Below are 19,266 nucleotides of genomic sequence, written 5' to 3'. Positions count from 1 at the left end.
CATCCCCACACAGAAAAGCGCCAAATCCTGCAATACCGGAACCTGCGGCAAGGCTCGACATGCAGACGCGCATTGCATGGATTGAATATTTCAAAGCTTAAGGACGAGACGAAAATGAAAATTGATCGGATGCGGGTGTACGTCACCCGCGACAAGGATAGGCCCCGTGTCATTGTTGCACTCGATACAGATGATGGCCTGACTGGCTGGGGCGAGTGCTACAACCACGGACCTGATCTCGCCTTGCCACCCATCCTCGATTATCTCTACGGCTTCATTGCCGGTCAGGACCCGACGCGGGTAGAGTATCTCTATAATCTCATGCTGCAGCAAAACCGGTTCCCGCCCGGCGCGCTTGGTCTGTCTGCCATTTCGGGCCTCGATCACTGCCTTTGGGATCTCGCGGCCAAGGCCGCGGGTGTGCCAGTCTACAAGCTACTCGGTGGCGAAGTCCGTGACCGGATCAAGGTCTATGCCGGCGTTTATACGGCACCGGATGTCCCGGCAGCCAAGGAAGAACTCGACAGGCTGAACGCCGAGTGGGGGTTTACCGCATTCAAGCTTAGCCCATGGCGGATTGACATGCACAGGCACCGCTGGGGCGAGGTCGTGCGTAGTTCCGCCGAGTATTTCCGCTCGCTGCGCGAAAACGTCAGTTCCGACTACGAAATCGCCTTCGACGCGCATGCGAAGATTTTCGAGCCCGCAGCAGCACGTCAGCTAGGAAACGCGTTGGCACCATACGATCCTCTTTTCTACGAGGAGCCGCTACGTCCCGAAAACATCGAGATGTATGGCGATCTGAAACAGGGGCTGAACTGCACTCTGGCCACTGGCGAAAGCCTTTACAATCGCAACGAGTTCCTTCGCCTTTTGCAGGTCAAGGGCGCCGATCTGATCCAGCCGGATATTTGCGTGGTGGGAGGTATTTCGGAGATGCGCCGTATTGCCACTTTGGCGGAGGCCCATTTCGTCGGTATTGCCCCTCACAACCCGATGGGACCGCTCGCAACCGCCGTCAACGTGCATTTCTCAGCTGCCCAGCAGAACTTCAAGATCCTCGAATATCGTCTTCCGAAGGGACAAGGATACATCTACGGCGGGACCGAGGTTCACAAGCAGGAGGAGACGACACGCTATGTCATCGATCCGTACCTGCCAAAGGACGGATATCTCGAACTCCGCCCCGACCGGCCGGGCTGGGGCGTCGAAATGGATGAACAGGCTATGCAAGAAGACGGCTACATCCACTGGCAGCGGCGCGTTCCCAAGCGTCCGGATGGATCCTATGCCTTTGCCTGATATGGTCGAAATCGCCAGTGGGCCTCTGTTGGCCCGCTTTGCTCCTGGATGGGGCGGTCGTTTGACGCATCTTGTCCATGCTGAACTCGGCGATATTCTTGTTCCAACGCATGAGACGGAGTTCGATCCATGGACCTGGCCGAAGGCTGGAGCTTATCCTCTGTTTCCCTATCACAACAGAGTGGCTGGCGCAGCCTTCTCTCATCTTGGAAGAGATTACACCGTCGTCCCTCACCCGGCGCTCGCAGGCGATGCCATGCATGGCCCCGCCCATCGGCGCGGATGGCGTATCGAGGAGCAAGCGAGCGATCGTGTGACGCTCAGGCTTGATTACCGGACCGATGATGAATGGCCGTTTTCTTTCACCGCGTGGCAGACGTTTACTCTAGACGATCAAGGATTATCCATAAAGCTGAAGCTTCTGAACCGCGCAGATCATCCTGCTCCGGCGGTTATCGGATGGCATCCTTATATCCAGGCTAGTCTTGACAATAAGGCATATACCGACGCGACTGCCGCCTACGTGCTCGATCGATTGAACATGCCGATCAGCTCTGTTCCGGTTCACCATGACTATGCGACGATCCCGGCCTCGTCCGGCTATACGCTGCACTTTTGCAACTGGAAGAGGGCGGAGTTGCTGCGTGACGAAGCCAAATTAGTGATCTCTGCCGACCCGATTTTCGGTCACATCGCCGTCCATCGAACTGAGCGCTACCTCTGCCTTGAGCCGGTTTCTGCAGCCGCTGGCGTACTAAGATTGCCAGAGAGCGAAAGACAAGCATCAGGCTTCGCCGTGCTCGGACAAGGCGAGCATCTGTCCGGCCGCATCAGAATGTCCATCACCTCTATCAAACACGGAGAGCCCTCATGAAACGTCTTCTGATCACAGGCGGGGCTGGTGCAATCGGCCGAGTTATGCGCAAACGCCTGTCCGGTCTTGCAGACGCGATTCGCCTGGCCGATATCGTTACCTTGACGCCTGAGCACGACCGCGAAGAATGCATTCAGTGCGACCTAGCGGATGCAGCAGCCGTAAACGCCATGGTCGCAGATTGCGACGGCATTCTCCATCTGGGCGGAATTTCCGTGGAACGGCCCTTCGATGAGATACTCCACGCCAACATTATTGGGGTGTATAATCTCTACGAGGCCGCCCGGGCACATGGACATCCGCGCATTCTCTTTGCCTCTTCGAACCACACGGTCGGCTTTTATCCGCAAACGCAGAGGCTGGGAGCGGATGAGCCGCTTAGGCCAGACGGGCTCTATGGCGTGTCAAAAGGTTATGGCGAGTTGCTGGCTCGCATGTATTTCGACAAGTTCGGTCAGGAAACAGCATCGGTTCGTATCGGCTCTTGCACGAAAGAACCGGTCGATTATCGGATGCTATCCAGTTGGCTATCCTACGAGGATTTCGCCACCCTTACCGAACACGTCTTCACTGTCCCAGTGCTCGGCTGCCCCGTCATCTGGGGTGTTTCATCAAATCCTGCTAGCTGGTGGGACAATTCAAACGCCGCCTGGTTGGGCTGGCAGCCACGAGATTCTGCCGAAAACTGGCGCGAAACGATCGAGGCTGAAGGAATTCCATCGGCAGATGATCCACTGGTCACCAGACAAGGTGGTCGCTTCACCGAACTCCCGATCATTACCAATAAGCCGCCAGTCTGAGAAAGAAGAATGACAATCCGAGGCCGGCACCCACTAAGCTCTCAAAAATAGGTCCTTAGCGGCTTGCAGCCAGCCACCCAATTGAGGAGGAACGGTATGTATGTAGGAACACAGCTCGCCGCGCGCGACGATGATGACTACCGCATGTGGGCACAGCTAGGCGTCAAGCACATTTGCGCGGACCCTGATGGTCCGCTGGGCGCATGGAATAGGGACGATCTGAAGCGGCTGCGCGATAAGGTCGAAAGCTTTGGCCTTGAACTGGACATGATCCAGCTTCCGCTCCCATCCAGCCCGATCGAGACAGCCACCTATCCGGACATCCTGCTTGCGGGGCCCAATCGCGATCGGCAAATCGATGCGATTTGCACCCTGATTGAAGACCTCGCAGCCGTCGGCGTCCCCGCCGCCAAGTACAATCTCAACCTTATCGGTATTCCTCGCACGCCAGACGAGGCCGGTCGAGGGGGATCGATGAACGCGTCGTTTCGCTGGGACAAGATTGATCAGAACACAGCGCCCGGTCTGGCGGGAGCCTTATCAGAGGACGAGAACTGGGAGCGCATCGATTATTTTCTCGAGCGCGTAGTTCCCGTTGCCGAAGCCAACAGGATCCGCCTTGCCTGCCATCCGCACGATCCCTATACCCCGCCAGGCTACAAAGGAGTCACGCGCGTCCTTGGTACTGTTGATGGACTGAAAAAGTTCGTGACCATGCGCGAAAGTCCGTATCACGGCCTGAATTTCTGCCAAGGCACAGTGGGTGAGATGCTGGATAATCCACGCGAAGAAATCGAAGACGTCATACGCTGGTTCGGCGAGCGCGAGAAAATCTTCAATCTGCATTTCCGCAACATCCGCGGTCGCAAGCTTTCTTTCATGGAGACTTTCCCAGACGAGGGCGACATGGACATGGCACGCTCGCTACGCGTCTACAAGGAGGTCGGCTATCAGTACATGATTATGCCGGACCATGTCCCCACGATCAGCGGTCGCGACCCCCAGGGCGTCGCCTTCGCCTTTTGCTACGGCTACACCACAGCCCTGCTTCAGGCACTAGAGACCTACTGACCCCAACATCTACAATCAGGATAATATTATGGACCCGAACGAACTCAAGACGGCTCTGGGCAGCGGACTGCTCTCTTTTCCCGTGACAACATTCGATACCGATTTCTCCTTCGACGAGGACGCCTATCGAGAGCACATCGCCTGGCTTGACGGCTTCGGCGCAGCAGTATTGTTTGCTCCTGGTGGTACCGGCGAGCTGTTCTCCCTAACGCCGTTGGAGGCGGCCTATGTCACAAAGGTCGCCAAGGCCACGTCCGTGAATACCCCGATCGTCGGTGGTGCGGCCTACGGAACTGCCATGGCCGTGGAGATGGCAAAGGCTGCGGAGGCAGCTGGTGCTGACGGCGTCCTGCTTTTGCCCCCTTACCTAATGCTCTGCGAACAGGACGGTCTCGTCGCTCACGTTAAGGCCGTCTGCGACGCAGTTGGCGTTGGGGTCGTCGTCTACAATCGAGACAACATCGTGCTATCAGCGGAAAGCATCGCGCGACTTTGTGATATCTGCCCAAATCTGATCGGTTTCAAAGATGGCTATGGCGAAGTCGACCGGGTAATCGAGATCACGACGATGCTCGGCGATCGGCTGACTTACATCGGCGGAATGCCAACGCACGAACTTTACGCTACGGCATATTTCGCAGCCGGCGTAACAACCTACTCCTCTGCCGTCTTCAACTTCGTGCCGGAGCTCGCTCAGCGTTTCTACAGCGCGCTACGTGCCGGCGAAACCGACATCACCAATCAGATATTGAAGGATTTCTTCTTTCCGCTGACCAAACTGCGCAACCGAAAGAAAGGCTACGCCGTATCGATTATTAAAGCAGGTCTACAGGCACGTGGACGCAAGTGCGGACCGGTGAGGCCCCCACTGACCGACCTGACAGCAGAAGAATTCGCGCTCCTCAAACAGATCGTCAAGGCAGCGGCTTGATTGTTCTGCTGCTGAGAAGCACACAGTCAAGTTTGCAATGAAGAGAATGGATCCCGTCTGCGACTGCGACTTCGATTTCGATTTCGATTTCGAGGTTGCCGTAGCGGCCCACTAGATCGAAACGGCCCATTGCGTTGTGAAGTGCTACCCGATTTTGGGCCAGCCGGAGCTGGATTTTTTCGGGGTTTGACGCCGTCATGCCCTCCCTGGCCCCCGCGCGTGCTCCGTGGCGCGAGGCAGGTGGCTAGTCTCCTCGGCGTTACTATCTGCGGCTATTCGTCGGACGCGAAAATCCCGTTATGTTCGCCAGTAACTGGAGCGCTATTGTCCTTCGTCGGTCCCGATAGTAAAAAATCAGCATTAAAACGCAGGAGAATTACAGATTTGGTGGCGATCAGGCGCCGGCGATAATGTCGAAACGCTTCAGTATAGCGGCGATTTCTGCATCTTGTTCTGCATTGGGAAGAAGCGCAGGCTGACGGCTGGCCCCTACGGACGCATCTTGGACGTAAAGCGCTCGCTTGACCATGGCAGGCGCAAATCCAAGCGCATAAAGGTCTGTGCGAAAGGCGGTGAACAGAGCCTGCTGGCGCTCCGCCTTGGCAATATCGCCAGTGTTGAAGCCGTTCAAAATGCCCGCCAGCACCTGGGGAATGGCGTTGCCCAAGCCAGAGATGCAGCCCGCTGCACCATTTTGTAGCGACCAGAGCACCAGATGATCGGGACCGGAGTAGACTTCGAAACCGGGTACGTCGCGGGCGACCGCGAGGTAGGCTTCCAGCGTCTCCTTTGCTCCGCCACTGTCCTTGATCCCCGCAATATTGCCATGTGCCGAAAGCGTCCGTGCAGTCTCAGGCTCGATGTGGTTCTGCGTGCGGGCCGGAATGTCGTAGAGGTAGATCGGCGTCTTCACCGCATCGGCAACTGTGGAAAAATGCCGGATTAGTCCGTCCTGCGTGCAAGCAATGAAAAAGGGGGTGATGACAGCAATTGCATTGACACCAATGCGGTCGAATTCGCGTGCAAGCTTCAGCGTCTCAAATGTCGCCGGCATACCTGCATTGACGATTACGTCAACCTGACCATTGACTTCATCGACCACGGCCTCGGCAAGCTTGACCTTTTCGTCGAAGGTCAGCGCGGAGAAATCGCCATTGGTGCCGGCACACATGATGTTGTTGCCAGCCTCGACCTGTCGGCGCACCTGCGCGCGCGTGGCCTCGAAATTGATGGTCTCGTCCTCGTTGAAACATGTGACGAGAGCGACGAAGGCCTTTTTCGACATGATGAGATACTCCTCAGAATTATGAATCAGGATGCACGAGCAAGGCGCGCAGCGCGTTGGGCCGTCTGGACATCCGGGTCTGGATCGAGGCCCGCGGCAAGCAGCGCCTGCGTGTAGGGCTGCCGCGGCGTCTCGAAAATCTGCCGCACTGTACCGATTTCGACCACCTCACCCTTTTGCATGACCATGACGTGATCGGCGAAATCGCGCACCACTGGCAAATCGTGGGCGATGAAAATGAAGGCAATCCCTATCTGCTTGCGCAGCTTGTCCAAGAGCGCAATGACCTGCGCCTGCACCGATACGTCGAGTGCTGAGACCGCTTCGTCGCAGATAATCAATTGCGGCTCGAGCGCGAGCGCCCGTGCGATAGCGATGCGTTGGCGCTGGCCGCCGGAAAACTGATGCGGATAGCGTCCCATATGTTCGGGCTCAAGGCCCACTTGAGTCAGAAGTTCCGCCACCCTCTCGCGCCATTTCGCTTTTGGCAGGATGTCAGGGTGAATGACCCAGGCCTCCGAGATCAGTTGATAAACCGTCATTCGCGGGTTCAGCGATTGCGTCGGATCCTGAAACACCATCTGTAGATCGCGACGCAGCTTATAGAGTTCAGCAGCTGAGAGAGTGAAGAGGTCCCTGCCCTTCCAGAAAGCTTGACCAGAATCGGGCTCGTCCAGCCTAAGCAGGATGCGCGCAAGTGTAGATTTTCCCGATCCGCTCTCGCCGACGACAGCCATGGTTTCGCCAGCCATAAGATCGAAGGAAACTCCCTTCAGCGCTTCGAAGGCTCCATAGGTCTTGCGGACATTGCGCACCTTCAGTACAGGCTCGCCACCTGAAAGCGGCGCGTGCATTTCGCCCTTGCCAGGTGCCGCGGAAATCAGCTTCTTCGTGTATGCGTGCTGCGGGTTCTTATAGACATCGCGCACCGTCCCGGATTCCACCAGCACGCCTTTTTCCATCACCACCACGCGGTCCGCAATTTCGGCGACCACGCCCAGATCGTGGGTGATGATCAGCACCGCCATGCCGGTTTCCCGTTGAAGCTCCTTGAGAAGAGCCAAAACCTCGGCCTGAACCGTGACATCGAGCGCCGTCGTCGGCTCGTCGGCAATCAGAAGATCCGGGCGCAATGCGAGCGCCATGGCAATCATCACGCGCTGGCGCTGGCCACCGGAAAATTCGTGGGGATATTTGTCGAGTGACGTTTCCGGGCTCGGAATGCCGACACGGCCAAGCAATCGGAGCGCCTCGGCCTTCGCCTTGGCATCATCAGTGCCATGGGTCGTCAGTGCTTCGCGGATTTGCCAGCCGACCGTATAAACGGGGTTCAAGTGGCTCAGCGGATCCTGAAAGATCATCGCAATGCGGCGACCATTGATTTCTCGCCGTTGGGCTGGCGGCATAGTGAGAAGATCAACGCCATCCAGCAATACCTGGCCAGATGTGATGCGGCCAGGTGGCATGTCGATGAGGTTCATGATCGCCGACGAAGAGACGGACTTGCCAGAACCGCTCTCGCCAAGGATCGCAAGTGTTTCACGGCGGTCGAGATGGTAGGAGATGTCGCGCACCGCCTTGACCACGCCGTTTACGGTGTGGAACTCGACCGAGAGGTTGCGAACTTCGAGCAGGTGATCAGCCATTCGTGCGGCCCTTCATTTCAAGACGCCAGCGCTGCACAGGGTCAAGCGCGATGCGCAGCCAGTTGGACAGGAGGTTCAGCGACATGGTCGTCAGAATGATCGCCAGTCCCGGCCAGAAGGACAGCCACCACGCATTGGTCAGATACTGCCGTCCTTGGCTGATCATCAGACCCCAGGTAATTTCAGGAGGCTGAATGCCGATGCCGAGGAAGGAGAGTGCGCTTTCGGCCAACATCACATAGGCGAAATCAAGCGTGGCGAGCGTCGTCAGCGTTGGCAGCACGACGGGCAGGATGTGGCGAAACAGAATGCGCTTGTTGGAAGCGCCCATCACCCGTGCCGCCTGAACGAACATGCGTTCGCGAATTTCCAGAACCTCAGCGCGGGTGGTGCGGAGATAGACAGGGATGCGAGTTATCGCCAGAACGAGCATTAGATTGAGGATCGACGATCCCAAGATGTAGAGGACGATAACGGCGATCAAAAGCGACGGGAAGGACATGATCACATCTGCAAGCCGCATGATGACCTGATTGACGCGTGCAGACGAAAAACCTGCAATCAGGCCGAGGGCAGTGCCGATGATCGATGAGATCAAGACCGCACCCGCCGCCACCATCAAGGTGTTCTGGGTGGCAACGAGGATGCGGGCGAGAAGCGGACGGCCGAGCGCGTCGGCGCCCATCCACCAGACCCACGCCTTTTCGAAGTCGAAGGGTGCGGCGTTTCGGCCGCGCAAGTTCTGCTTCGTCGCAACATCGCCAAGCCAGCTCGGGCCGATCACTGCCAGAATGATGATGAATACGAGAAAGATCGCAGCGGCGAGAGCGAACTTGTCCGCCAGGAGCATACGGAACATGCGCTGATTGAAGGGCGGCTCGTGCGCGATATCCGTGGCAGTCGTGACATCAGTCATTGTCTTCCCTCCCTAATGCCGGATCCGTGGATCGAGAAACGCGTAAGCGAGATCGATCAGGAGGTTCATGATGAAGATCGCGACAGCCGTGACCAGAATGGCGGCGAGAACGACGTTGAAGTCGCGTTGCAGGATGGAATCGATCATCAGCTTTCCGACTCCGGGAAAACCAAAGATGGTTTCGATGATGACCGCGCCGTTGAGCAAGCTTGCAGCCTGATCGCCCAGCACGGTGATAACCGGCAACATCGCATTGCGCAGCGCATGGATGAAGATGATCGGACCGGATTTGACGCCCTTGGCGCGCGCCGTCTTTACGTAGGCAGACGACAGCGCGGTGATCATGGACCCGCGCACAACCTGAACGATGATGCCGAAGGGGCGCACAAAAAGCACGCCGATCGGCAGGATCCAATGCCAGATTGAGCCCGTACCCGATGTCGGTAGCCAGGTGAGATTGACGGCGAAGACCACGATCGCAACGATTGCCAGCCAGAAATCCGGCACAGACGCGCCGATCAGCGAGACGATGGACGAAAAGCGGTCGAAAAACCCACCGACACGGAAGGCGGCGAAAGAGCCAACGACAATCGCCGCGACGGTGACGAGCGTCATGGTGCTGACCGCAAGCCACAAGGTCCAGACGAAAGCTTCCAGCACCACATCGAGTGCAGGCCGGGCTTTGCGCAACGATTCTCCAAGGTCGCCGGTCAGCACGTCACCGACATAGCGACCGAATTGGACAAGCAAAGGATCGTTGAGGCCATGCAATTCGCGAAACTGGTTCTTCAACTCGGCAGAAGCTTCGACCGGAAGGAAAAGCGCTGCGGGATCGCCCGTCAGGCGGGAGAGAAAGAAGACCATAACGATCAGCCCGACCAATGAGATCAGACTGGCCACGGCCCGTTTTCGAATGAAACTCAGCATGGCGTCCTCGGAGAAACCTGTGCGGCGACGTCATTTCGCCGCGCATTGTGCAAACGAGACGGCGGCTTCGGCCGCCATCTCTGACTGATGAGGTCTTACTTGATCTTGATCTCGGAAAGCTGCAGCATCGAGTTCGTTGCAATCGTCGGCTTGAAGTCGAGACGTTCGGACACCCGGGCAAATCCTACCATGTGGAAGAGCAACACGTCGGCCACCACATCATCATGCAGGTAGGCGATCAGTTCCGACCACAACTTGGCGCGCTCATCGCCGACAGCCGCCGAAGCACGCTTGATCAGATCGTCGACCTTCGGATCGGAGAAGCCGGACTGCGTGCCTTCAGAGGCATATTTGAAGAACATCGAGAAGGAGGGGTCGCCCTTGGAATTGTCGTGCATGGCAGCGACGATCTGCGGACCGCGATCCTTGGCAAATGGCTTCGAATAATAGCGTTCGTGCTCTGCAACCTCCACGAACTTCAGATCGACCTTGAACCCGACATCCTGCAACTGTTGCTGAATGGCTTCCATGATTTCGGTAACGTTCGGGAAGTTTGCCGAGCGCGCGATAATGGTGATCGGCGTATCGACCTTCACGCCATCTGCCTTGGCCTGTTCAAGCAGCTTCTTGGCACCGTCGGGATCGAACGGAAAGACCTTCACATCCTTGTTCCAGCCGAGTGTCGTTGGCGGCACGATCGCCGTCGCCAGCACGGCGCTTTCCGGCACCAACGTGCCGAGAAAAGCCTGGCGGTCGATTGCAAGGTTCAGCGCGCGGCGTACACGAACGTCGTTGAGCGGGGCGATATTGTGGTCGAGACGCAGATAGACCGTTTCACTGTCGAGATAGGAGAAGTCAGTCTTCGGGTTCGTCGCGTCGAGCTGCGAGATAGACGGTGAAAGGTCAGCTTCGCCGGCCTGAACCATCGCGGCACGAACGGCGGGGTCTGCGCGGAACAGATAGGTCGCTTGCGTCACTTCAGGCTTGGTGCCCCAATAGTCGTCGCGGCCGCTCAGAACGATCTGCTGGCCTGGCGTCCAGTTGGTGAGCTTGTAGGGGCCGGTACCAACCGGCTCGCGGATGAATTCGAGTGGCGTCTCTTCCGGAACAATCGTTACCAACGTCATCAAAAGCGGGAGGATCGGCTGGACCGGATCGGCCTTGAAATCGATGGTGTAATCATCGACGATCGACGGCGTGACCTTCATGCCACCGAAATAACGGCGGGACTCACAAGCGTTCTTATCGCTCATGATACGGTCAAAGCTGTGCTTGACATCCTTGGCATCGAAGCCTGAACCATCGGAGAACTTTACACCCTGGCGAAGATGGAAGCGCCAGCTGCCATCCGCGTTCTGCTCCCACTTTTCCGCCAGGCGCGGCATGACGCCCTTGTTGGAACGCACATCCAGTTCAGTCAGCGTTTCGCTGACATTTTCCATGATGATGCGACCGATATTCGATCGGGTGGCCATGCATGGTTCAAGCAGGTCCGCCTCTTCGGCCAGCACCACCTTGATTGGACCGGAGCCCGCATAGGCTGGCGTAAATGCACTCGTCATGATCGTGCCAAGTGCCAGAGCACAGGAAATGGCAGTCCTTTTCATCTTTGTTCTCCTCCCCGATGAAGTCCATGCATGACAGGCCGGAGCCTGAACGAGCGAGCGGCAACCGTCGCACGGATGTTTGAATGGCCAGGATGTGGAGGCCAACCTTCTTCGACGACCTCACTCCAGCATGGCGCAGAGCATCCACGTTGACGTACATCTTGTCAAATGAAATCATCATGTAAAAATATAAAGGGAAAAGCGAACTATATTTATTATTTAATTTCAGATATTTATTGGATTACATCAGCGAAACATTTATCTTTTTCGACATAAATAAACTTGACAACTTTGGAAATTTGATCGATCTCGGACAGGGAGAGGAGCCTATTATGACCCCAGACGAGATAGCACGGCGAATGACTGGTGCGCTGACGCAAATAAGTGACGGACGCAGCGAAGCCTTTCTTCCATCGCCCATGATCCAGAACCACGCTGCTTTCCTGCATCGCCAGGCAGACGGCTCGTTGATCTGCGCCTGGTTCGGCGGCTCTCTTGAAGGCAAGTCCGACATCTCGATCTACGCATCCGTCCTGAGGAAGAACGCCTCCACCTGGGGTTCAGCGCAGAGATTGAGTTTTGACCCCGATCACTCAGAACAGAACCCTGTCCTGTTTCAGGCGCCTGACGGACGGCTTATTCTTTTCCACACCTCACAGCCCTCTGGCAATCAGGACGAATGCCGTATTCGCATGGCCGAGCTTGTGGTTGACCCTGCTGATCCAACACGGCTTTTCTCTTCGGAAGGCCAATATCTTGACCTTCCCCGTGGATGCTTTGTGCGCGCACCACTTATGATCAGACGCGATGGCGCGTGGCTGCTTCCGATCTTTCGTTGCGTTCAGCGTCCCGGCCAAAAATGGAATGGCAGTCATGATACCGCTGCCGTCGGGGTCAGCCACGACAACGGCCAGACATGGCGCCTGGAAGAGCTGTCGCAATCGACCGGCTGCGTTCACATGTCGCCGGTGTCGATCGGCAACGGCGCGTCTGCCGCCTTCTTCCGCCGACGCCAGGCTGATTTCGTTTTCCGTACTGAAAGCACTGATGAAGGCCGTAGCTGGACTGTGCCGGCGCCCACCGACCTCCCCAACAACAACTCCTCGATCGCAGCAATTACGTTTTCGGATGGACGGATCGCGTTAATCTGTAACCCCGTCAATCACGAGGCGTCGAGCGATCGCCGGGCTTCGCTCTACGACGAACTCGGGGAAGACGACGGGCGACCGGACGCGGACCCGACAGGCGGCATCGTTCCGGTCTGGGGCGTTCCTCGCGCGCCGGTCAGCGTGTGCCTCTCGACCGATGGTGGCAAGACCTTTCCCCAGCGCATCCTGATAGAGGACGGCTCCGGCACCTGCCTGTCGAACGACTCCATTGATGGACGCAACTTGGAAATGTCCTATCCGTGGCTCCTGTCGGATCCGGATGGAAGCCTGCACATCGCCTACACCTATCATCGACGCGCGATCAAATATGTCCACCTGCCCGCAGGCTGGGACCGCACCGGCACAGGAGACTGACATGAGCGACATTATTGGCATCACCATGGGCGACCCCTGCGGAGTGGGTCCTGAGATTTCGGTTCGAGCCTTGGCAGAGATGTCGGCGCAAGATCGCGCAGCCACACGTATTTACGGCAATCTCGCCACACTTGAAGCCGCACGCAAGGCACTGGGCCTTTCCATCGACTTGACCCCGCATGTGATCGATATCGATGTAGAGGGCGCGCCTCTTCCCTGGGGTAAACTCAGTCCAGCGGCAGGCGACGCCGCTTTCCGCTTCATCGAAAAGGCCGTCCGCGACGCGGAAGCCGGTTCGATTGGCTGCATCGTCACGGCTCCGATCAACAAGGAGGCGCTCAACGCTGCAGGTCATCACTACGATGGCCACACAGGCATGTTGCGCAGCCTGACTGGCTCCAGTGCGGCCTATATGTTGCTCGCTTCCGAGCGCCTGAAAGTAATCCATGTTTCCACCCATGTTTCGCTGCAGGAGGCGATCCGCCGCTCGACGACGGAACGCGTGCTTGCCACCATTCGGGCCGGCGACAAACACCTCAAGCGCATCGGTTATGAAAGCCCCCGCATTGCGGTGGCCGGGATCAACCCGCATTGTGGAGAGAACGGCCTCTTCGGGACCGAAGACGACGACCAGATCGCGCCAGCAGTTGCTGCGGCTAAGACCGAAGGCATCAATGTCGAAGGACCGATTTCCGCAGATACCGTCTTTCATCGCGCCTATTCCGGCGCCTTCGATCTGGTAGTCGCCCAATATCATGACCAGGGTCACATCCCGATCAAGCTTGTGGCCTTCGACACGGCGGTCAACGTTTCCGTTGAACTGCCAATCGATCGCACATCGGTTGACCACGGCACCGCCTTCGACATTGCCGGCAAGGGTATCGCCAATCATGGCAACATGAACTCCGCCATCGCCTATGCCCGCAAGCTGGTTGCTGGCCGAGCCCATCAAGGATAACGCCGATGACAGCTTTCATCACTCTTCACCAGCCACGTCGCCTGCTGGTTGGCGCGGGTACGATTGGGCAAGTCGGCGGGCTCGTCGGCGATGCTCAAGCAACACTCGTGATTGCGACGGCCATCACCGCCGGCTTTATCGATCGTCTACAATTGCGTGGGAAAGTCGAAATCTTCGACGCGATCCCGGGCGAACCCGAGGTGGCAACGCTTGAGGCTGCGATTGCGATTGCGCGCAAAGTCAAGCCGAATGTGGTCATCGGGCTCGGAGGCGGATCCGTCCTTGACGTGGCAAAGCTGGTTGCAGCGTTGTGGGACAGCGAGCAGACGCTTACAGATGTGGCGGGTCCAAACCGCGTCGCCGCCCGAAACACACAGCTCGTCCAAATCGCCACCACGGCGGGCACAGGATCGGAAGCAGGAATTCGTTCGCTGATCACCGATCCGGTCAAAGGCGCAAAGATCGCGGTCGAAAGCCCGCATATGATTGCCGACATCGCGGTTCTGGATCCTGAACTCACCTTCAGCGTGCCGCCAGCCGTGACGGCAGCAACGGGCGTGGACGCCATGGCGCATTGCGTGGAAGCTTTTACCAACAAGCGCGCTCACCCAATGATAGACGGCTTTGCGCGCATGGGCTTTCGCCTCGTTGGAAAATACCTTGCACGCGCCGTCAAGGATGGGTCCGACACTGAAGCTCGCGAAGCCATGATGCTTGCTTCCTACTACGGCGGCATCTGCCTCGGCCCGGTCAATACTGCCGCAGGACATGCCATCGCCTACCCGCTCGGCACTCGGCTTGGCCTTCCCCACGGACTTGCCAATGCCATCGTCTTTCCACACGTGCTCGCCTTCAACCAGCCCGTCGTTCGCGACAAAACGGCAGAAGTGGCAGAGGCCCTCGGTTTCGTAGCAAGTTCGCCGGAAGCAATCTTGGAGAATGGACGGCGCTTCTGCACCGATCTCAACATCGAGATGCAGCTTTCACGTCACGGCGCCAAGGACGACGCTCTCGCCGCTTACGCGACCGAAGCACACTCCAATCGCCGTCTGATGGACAACAATCCGGCTGACATGAGCGTTGACGACGTTCTTTCGATCTACAAAGCGGCCTACTAAAAAATATATTTACTGAAGAAAAAGGGGCTTTGCGAGCCCCTTTTTTATTTCTCGCGATAGCCCCGACCGTTTCAGTCATCCCTCCGCCAACGCTGCGAGAGACGCGCTCGTTTGAAACAAACGAGCCCTCGACCCGGTCAGATGCATGTGCATCAGCTCTTTTGCCTTCGCGCCTTCACCCGTCGCGATAGCATTGGCAATCGCCTCATGTTCAGCAAACACGCGAGAAAGGCCGGCATTGTCACGTTTGACCGATACGCCATGAAAACGCATGCCGACAGCGATATGGTCTTTCAGTGCTTCCATCGCAGTCGAGAAATATGTGTTGTTCGCGGCCCGCGCGATAGCAAGGTGGAACTGGAAATCAGCGTCCTCCCGGTGGGCCTGACGATTGGTAGCGTCACGCATCAGTTCAAGGGCCTCGCGGATCGCGCCGAGCGTTGCTGGCGTGTGACGTGTCGCAGCGGCTTCCGCAGCTGCCGGCTCGAGCGTCAGACGAAACTCGTAGCAGCTCAAGAGATCGGCGACATTTTCGAGCTGCCCGAAGCCGAGCGGTTGTTTCATGCCAACAGAGCGAACGAAGCTTCCTGCACCACGGCGCGAGTAAATCAACCCTTGATCCCGTAGACGCCGCAGCGCCTCGCGTATGATCGGGCGCGATACCTCGAATTCGATCGCCAGATCGTGCTCTGTCGGCAACCTCTCGTCTGGTTGGTAAGAGCCGGACTTGATCGCTCTATGCATACGCTCAAAGACAAGGTCCGCGAGGCTTTTGCGCGCCGTTCCGCTTTGCAGTCCCATTCTTTAGCTCCTGCCGTGAACAATTTGCCTAGCCAGTTTTGCGAGAGTGTCAGGCTCTCCAAAGCCACCAGATTTCAAAATTATACATTGGCCGTTGGCATATGCCAGGCCAAGACCGGGCATACACTCGCCTTCTAGCCGGAAGTGTGTCACGCCCATCGCGGCAAGAGCCGCCTCTGCCGTTGCCCCGCCGCACAGAAGCAGAGTGGACGCCTCGCTGGTTAAACGGGGATGTACACTGTGCGCAAGGCTTCTCGAGACCTCCTCGGACGATAAGCCTAACTCCCCCTCGGTTGCCTGCACCAGCAGCAAGGACGCTGGCGTGATTGGCCCCTCCGGCAAGGTGCCGTTCGGTGCAGGATGGTAGGCAACGCCATCGCACTGGCGGAGCTCTTTCACCTGATCGAGAGTAATCCTGTCACGCGAGCCTATGACAAAGAGGCCCCGACCGACCGGCGGAGATACCTGCCGTCCCCTGGATACCTTTGTCATCTTGCGCGCCAGCGCCTCGGCAAGACCTCGTGCGCCGACAAGCAGATCGACATCGATTTCTTCGGCTCGTTGCAAGGCTGCGTCTAGTTCATTCTCTGTCACCGTGTCAGGAATTGTTGCACGGTGCGCGTGATGTTTCAGGGCGCTGGCGACGGAGAGCGGCTCTGCTACCCCGAAACCTTCCACATTCCCGTTGCGCACTACCCGGCCGAATGTTGGGATCGCGGGAGCCACTAATGCACGAACAAAGGAAACAGCATCGAGTTCCGATGCGATGTGACCTTTCAGCCTTGAGTCCACCTTCTTGAACATGCGGGTGTTGGAGGGAAGACGTCCGACAAGCTCTTGCATCAAGTCAAAGGCATCTTCTGAAGATCCATCGCGAGATGCCAGATTGATCGAGAGAACATCCGGGAAAAGTGCTACGCCCTTGGCGACATCATTCGCTTGCAGGACCACTTCGGTGTGAAGCCCTCGTGCCGCGAAAGGGGCAGCCGTATCAAGTGCGCCGGTAAGATCGTCGGCAACGATGACGAGCACAAATACCATCCTTGTTGTTATCTTTTCGGAATAAATATGGCTTTCTTTTCAGTTCAATGCAATTGAAAGCTTACAACATATCGCTTCTAAAGACAGACTTGTTCCTGGGATCAGGCCTGATTCATCCACTGCTACCATCTGATCGCCGAGCATGATGCGACCGGGAGGAAGAGTGCCGCAAAGGGGCGACTAAGAAAACTTTCGAAGCAATCGGAATCTGCAGCAAATGGGTGCGCCGCTCTTGTTAGAAATGGAGCCGGAAGCCCTTAGGTCTCGTGGAGAATGAGCGCTAAGATGCCCTAACAGGTTGCGGCGGGATTGCGTGATCAAACGCAAGATCTTTGATCGGGGGGGTGTCTGAAAAAGACTTGTAAAAGCCGTGCTTTTACAAAGGATTCTAATTTCTAACTGAAATTTACCTTCGAGAGCAGACGGATGACATTGCGGACGTAGCCCGGCACGCTCAGTTTCAGTCTCGAGGTGTTTTCAACTGCGTGTTCACCGATGCCGAAACTTGCTCTTGAGCCATAAAAGCATCGACGAAGTGCCCGCTAGCAGTGACCCGCCATCAACGGGAACGCCGCCTGTGAATACCTACGAAGCCGTAATGGTCCCCTGCCTCTGCCAGAATAACGGCAATGGCCTTTTCGGCGGCGAGATCTGCTTTGGATGCATAGCCTCCCAAAGCTTTTCGTTGAACACCGTCGCGCGAAACATCGCCGAAATGCGCCTTCAACTCGGCGCCTCCTGCTAGGGCTGCAGACGACGCAAGCTGCATCAATTCTCTAAGTCTCAGGTCGGCCAGGGAAACTCTACATCTGACGTCATCGATTGCGACGGTAGATACTATTATTCGCTCCGCTGTCAGCCCAGTCCCGACCGTTTTCGCGGCGCCAGTCGCAAATCCCGGCATAGGGGTGGGATATATCATTTTCACCATTGCCGCATGACCGGTTTTGGCCCGCGCCCGCAGAATACCCAGTCCCGCGGTAGCCGCGATCGTCTACGCAACCGCTTAGAATGCCGCCAGACAATATGCAAATCACCGCGCTGAAAATCTTCATAACTTTGTCTCCAAGTGAACGAGACTAACCATCTTTGTCGTTCCCAGTTCCATCTTCGCCAATCGGCAAACGTCAGAATACTGGAATGCCAGTCACCGAAAATCTACACCCAAGGAAAGAGCCATACGCAGCCGCCGTAATGCGGGAAACCAATAGCAGTGGGTTCAGGGCGTATTCGGTTCACGCTTCAAGGCTGCTTCAGCAACACCAGCGCTTTTCAAAATCACGAGGACCGCGTTCTTGCTTTGCCAACCACTCAACAAGAAAGACACCCAAGCTATTCTCGGCCCACCCTCTAATGAGCAGTTGGATATATTCCCGACGTAAAACGCAAGTCGGATTGCTTAGTGGTCACTTTCATTTTTTGGACGCAGGATCTTTTGGCGCAAACTCTGAGTGCGTGAAAGATCAACAACATTATCGAGGTCCAGCGCTGGCCGACCTGCAAACAGGCGCTCAAATTCCGCTTTGGCCTCAAGAAAAAAGGCAATTTTCAAGAAATTTTAAAGGGAAAATTTGACGGTTTCTTCAGCTCACCTCAGAGACCCGTAGGAAGCTTTAAATCCTGCAACCGAACGCACTGGGTCGATTCATACTCGATCCGTCGACGTTTTACTCCGTCCGCCTTATCAGTTTGTCTCCACACGAGACGGTGGCTGTCTCATCGAACTTCTACTGAGGCTGTGGTTGCGCGGATCTCACGATCCCAACATAACCCGGAAAAACTTGAAGTTCAGCCTGATAGGCGATATTGCGGTAACCTCGTGATCAACATACGAGGACATCATGGCAACCGGCACAGTTAAATTTTTCGCACAGGATAAGGGCTTTGGCTTCATCACACCAGACAACGGCGGCCCAGACGTCTTCGTTCACATCTCCGCGGTCAGCTTCGGCGGCGCTCTGACCGACGGTCAGAAGGTTAGCTACGATGTCGGCCAGGATCGCAAGACCGGCAAATCGAAGGCCGAAAACGTTACTGTTCTGTGAAAGAGAAATGGCCCCGTCAACCTTGTCGGGGCCACCCGTTTCTGGTCGATTGGTGCCTAATCCAACCGCTCCACGCGGTTAGTAATTGCGTGTATGCCGCCGGAGCACTTATCGTAGCACCAAAGGCCAGCAGCGCTCCTGCGCACGACGCTGTTCTAGGCTCGTTGCAAAATTCGTTTTAGTTAAGCACCGACTGCCGTCGCTAGCCTTCTTCATTAGCTGTATCAGCAACGAACGCGCCACGCTCCAGCGTGGGCTTGGGCACGCCAGTCGTTGGATCCTTTCACGTTTGATGCTCAAGCTCGGCGTCGATTTCAGCGCCAACCATCAAATAACGACTGAAATCCACACTCGGACGATTAGAACGATCAGAACACCGAGGGTGCCGTAGAAACGCCAACCCCACTTCTTGCCATCCGCG

Annotated in this window: 17 protein-coding genes; 9 read left to right on the top strand and 8 right to left on the bottom strand. The window is 56.8% G+C overall.

What is annotated here, in order from left to right; translation table 11 throughout:
- Positions 1-114 precede the first annotated feature (114 nt).
- From PVA19_RS13470 to kdgD, 5 genes are all read left to right on the top strand, one after another.
- A complete protein-coding gene (locus PVA19_RS13470) occupies positions 115-1,302 on the top strand; it encodes a galactarate dehydratase (protein WP_274102891.1) in 1,188 nt (395 codons plus the stop codon).
- Entirely contained in the window at positions 1,289-2,176 is an 888-nt protein-coding gene (locus tag PVA19_RS13465) for an aldose epimerase family protein (RefSeq protein ID WP_062442729.1), read from the top strand. The genes PVA19_RS13470 and PVA19_RS13465 overlap by 14 nt, the downstream gene beginning before the upstream one ends.
- Complete coding sequence (locus tag PVA19_RS13460; RefSeq protein WP_274102890.1) at positions 2,173-2,976, top strand: NAD-dependent epimerase/dehydratase family protein; 804 nt, start codon at positions 2,173-2,175, stop codon at positions 2,974-2,976. The genes PVA19_RS13465 and PVA19_RS13460 overlap by 4 nt, the downstream gene beginning before the upstream one ends.
- A gap of 96 nt (positions 2,977-3,072) precedes the next feature.
- Positions 3,073-4,047 carry a mannonate dehydratase gene (locus PVA19_RS13455; protein WP_274102889.1) on the top strand — a complete coding sequence of 325 codons (975 nt, stop codon included), beginning with the start codon at positions 3,073-3,075 and terminating at the stop codon, positions 4,045-4,047.
- A 25-nt stretch (positions 4,048-4,072) separates the two neighbouring features.
- A complete protein-coding gene (kdgD, locus tag PVA19_RS13450) occupies positions 4,073-4,978 on the top strand; it encodes a 5-dehydro-4-deoxyglucarate dehydratase (protein WP_274102950.1) in 906 nt (301 codons plus the stop codon).
- A 394-nt stretch (positions 4,979-5,372) separates the two neighbouring features.
- On the opposite strand, the gene PVA19_RS13445 is transcribed toward kdgD, so the two are convergent.
- The 5 genes from PVA19_RS13445 to PVA19_RS13425 form a co-directional block, all read right to left on the bottom strand.
- The gene (locus tag PVA19_RS13445; RefSeq protein WP_062600725.1) at positions 5,373-6,263 is read right to left on the bottom strand and encodes a dihydrodipicolinate synthase family protein; all 891 of its coding nucleotides are present in this window, start codon (positions 6,261-6,263) and stop codon (positions 5,373-5,375) included.
- Between the two features lie 26 nt (positions 6,264-6,289).
- The gene (locus PVA19_RS13440) at positions 6,290-7,909 is read right to left on the bottom strand and encodes an ABC transporter ATP-binding protein (protein WP_274102888.1); all 1,620 of its coding nucleotides are present in this window, start codon (positions 7,907-7,909) and stop codon (positions 6,290-6,292) included.
- Positions 7,902-8,825, bottom strand: coding sequence for an ABC transporter permease (locus tag PVA19_RS13435; RefSeq protein ID WP_274102887.1), 924 nt, complete (start codon positions 8,823-8,825; stop codon positions 7,902-7,904). The genes PVA19_RS13440 and PVA19_RS13435 overlap by 8 nt, the downstream gene beginning before the upstream one ends.
- A gap of 12 nt (positions 8,826-8,837) precedes the next feature.
- Positions 8,838-9,752, bottom strand: a complete 915-nt coding sequence (locus PVA19_RS13430) for an ABC transporter permease (RefSeq protein WP_274102886.1) — start codon at positions 9,750-9,752, stop codon at positions 8,838-8,840.
- A gap of 95 nt (positions 9,753-9,847) precedes the next feature.
- Complete coding sequence (locus PVA19_RS13425; protein WP_274102885.1) at positions 9,848-11,359, bottom strand: ABC transporter substrate-binding protein; 1,512 nt, start codon at positions 11,357-11,359, stop codon at positions 9,848-9,850.
- Between the two features lie 332 nt (positions 11,360-11,691).
- On the opposite strand from PVA19_RS13425, the gene PVA19_RS13420 reads away from it, so the two are divergent.
- Genes PVA19_RS13420 through PVA19_RS13410 form a run of 3 tightly spaced genes read left to right on the top strand, consistent with a single transcriptional unit; the run spans position 11,692 to position 14,958 of the window.
- Positions 11,692-12,882, top strand: coding sequence for a sialidase family protein (locus PVA19_RS13420; protein WP_274102884.1), 1,191 nt, complete (start codon positions 11,692-11,694; stop codon positions 12,880-12,882).
- A 1-nt stretch (position 12,883) separates the two neighbouring features.
- Positions 12,884-13,840: a 4-hydroxythreonine-4-phosphate dehydrogenase PdxA gene (gene pdxA, locus PVA19_RS13415; protein WP_274102883.1), complete on the top strand. Its 957-nt coding sequence runs from the start codon at positions 12,884-12,886 to the stop codon at positions 13,838-13,840.
- Between the two features lie 5 nt (positions 13,841-13,845).
- Positions 13,846-14,958, top strand: a complete 1,113-nt coding sequence (locus tag PVA19_RS13410) for an iron-containing alcohol dehydrogenase (RefSeq protein WP_274102882.1) — start codon at positions 13,846-13,848, stop codon at positions 14,956-14,958.
- Positions 14,959-15,033: 75 nt separating this feature from the next.
- Here PVA19_RS13410 and PVA19_RS13405 read toward each other — a convergent pair whose 3' ends face one another.
- From PVA19_RS13405 to PVA19_RS13395, 3 genes are all read right to left on the bottom strand, one after another.
- On the bottom strand, positions 15,034-15,759 hold the full coding sequence (locus tag PVA19_RS13405; protein WP_062426885.1) for a FadR/GntR family transcriptional regulator: 726 nt from the start codon (positions 15,757-15,759) through the stop codon (positions 15,034-15,036).
- A 3-nt stretch (positions 15,760-15,762) separates the two neighbouring features.
- Complete coding sequence (locus tag PVA19_RS13400; RefSeq protein ID WP_274102881.1) at positions 15,763-16,791, bottom strand: four-carbon acid sugar kinase family protein; 1,029 nt, start codon at positions 16,789-16,791, stop codon at positions 15,763-15,765.
- A 568-nt stretch (positions 16,792-17,359) separates the two neighbouring features.
- A complete protein-coding gene (locus PVA19_RS13395) occupies positions 17,360-17,527 on the bottom strand; it encodes a hypothetical protein (protein ID WP_274102880.1) in 168 nt (55 codons plus the stop codon).
- A gap of 1,114 nt (positions 17,528-18,641) precedes the next feature.
- On the opposite strand from PVA19_RS13395, the gene PVA19_RS13390 reads away from it, so the two are divergent.
- The gene (locus PVA19_RS13390; protein WP_062426870.1) at positions 18,642-18,845 is read left to right on the top strand and encodes a cold-shock protein; all 204 of its coding nucleotides are present in this window, start codon (positions 18,642-18,644) and stop codon (positions 18,843-18,845) included.
- The last annotated feature ends 421 nt before the right edge of the window (positions 18,846-19,266 follow it).

It is taken from the genome of Agrobacterium sp. CNPSo 3708 (assembly GCF_028674915.1).
Taxonomy (GTDB): Bacteria; Pseudomonadota; Alphaproteobacteria; order Rhizobiales; family Rhizobiaceae; genus Agrobacterium; species Agrobacterium cavarae.
This window is presented reverse-complemented; position numbering and strand designations above follow the sequence as displayed.